The 1,148-nt window shown below is 39.6% G+C and carries 2 protein-coding genes; one reads left to right on the forward strand and one right to left on the reverse strand.

Annotated elements, in window-relative coordinates; genetic code table 11:
- Positions 1-281, reverse strand: a 281-nt coding sequence (locus R7Q09_RS24295; RefSeq protein ID WP_318143717.1) for a replication initiation protein, incomplete at its 3' end; no start/stop codon positions are given.
- A 635-nt stretch (positions 282-916) separates the two neighbouring features.
- Between R7Q09_RS24295 and R7Q09_RS24300 the strand changes: the two genes are divergently transcribed.
- Positions 917-1,148, forward strand: a 232-nt coding sequence (locus tag R7Q09_RS24300) for a pentapeptide repeat-containing protein (RefSeq protein WP_318143718.1), incomplete at its 3' end; no start/stop codon positions are given.

Here is a 1,148-nt window from a genome sequence, read left to right on the forward strand (position 1 = left end):
AAGCGATACGCAATGTGTGCGTGTGCGTTCTCTGGGTTCTTTGAAGTCCAATATGGTGTGGGAAGATCGTTGTCGTACCAAGCCAACACACCGCCTTGTCGATCAATATCAAAGACAAGGTAAGTGACCAACTTCGGTTGGTTCACTTGCAGATATTTTTTCTTAATCGCTGTACTTTTTGGGCGTATGTAAGTGACACCGAGTTCATCGGTGCAATACGGCTTATGAGGAAGCGTCTCGATTAGATCGAGTTGAAATGCGTTTGATTGTTTAGCTTTCACACATAACTGCACTTATGGCGGTTACGTGTGGATTGTCTTTGTCTTTCCATGTGTTAAAATTACCTTAAGCTTTAGCCCTGATAACTCTCCATTCCGCCAAGTTTGAATGAGTTTCGGGGCTTTGTTTTATCTAGAGTTAATCTTACTCCTCAATGCCTTAGTGCGCAATTTCCCTTCGTTTTTCCTTGCTATCAGGCACAAAAAAGGCCGCTATCGCGACCTTTCAAGAATCATTGTTCTACCGAAACACTGCACTTCACATTAAGTGACATTACGTTAAATCCCACTCTTCACATTAAGCGACATGTTACCACCTAACATGCCGAATTTATCTTTAAGTCTTTGAATTTATGTTGACCATGAAAGATTAAATGAGCTTAGATCTGAGTAGAAATACGGCTTTTCGCCGTATAGAAAGCGTTATGTGTTTTTCTTGTAAGCGCCGTAATTGAACAAAACTTTTTTCTAGCCATGCGGCGTGGGTAGATCAAAAATCAGCGCCTTAGAGCGTCAATTTGGCGCCTTATTTTTGTGATTTTAAGTGGTTGCAAGTTGCTGTTTTTAAGGTGTTTATTTTTCTTGAGAACTGGTTGGTAAATGTTAGTCTTCGACTCAAATAAAAAGAGGGCTACAAAATGGATAAAACAGACCAGTTATATGTACAAGCAGACTTTTCACATCAAGACATGAGTGGTCAGTATTTTAAAAATTGCAAATTTTTCTGCTGTTCCTTTAAACGAGCGAACCTCCGCGATACACAATTTGTAGATTGTTCTTTCATTGAACGAGGAGAATTAGAGGGGTGTGATTTTTCTTACTCGGATCTTAGAGATGCATCTTTTAAAAACTGCAGTCTTTCAATGTCGT

It is taken from the genome of Vibrio sp. 2130-1, assembly GCF_033339515.1.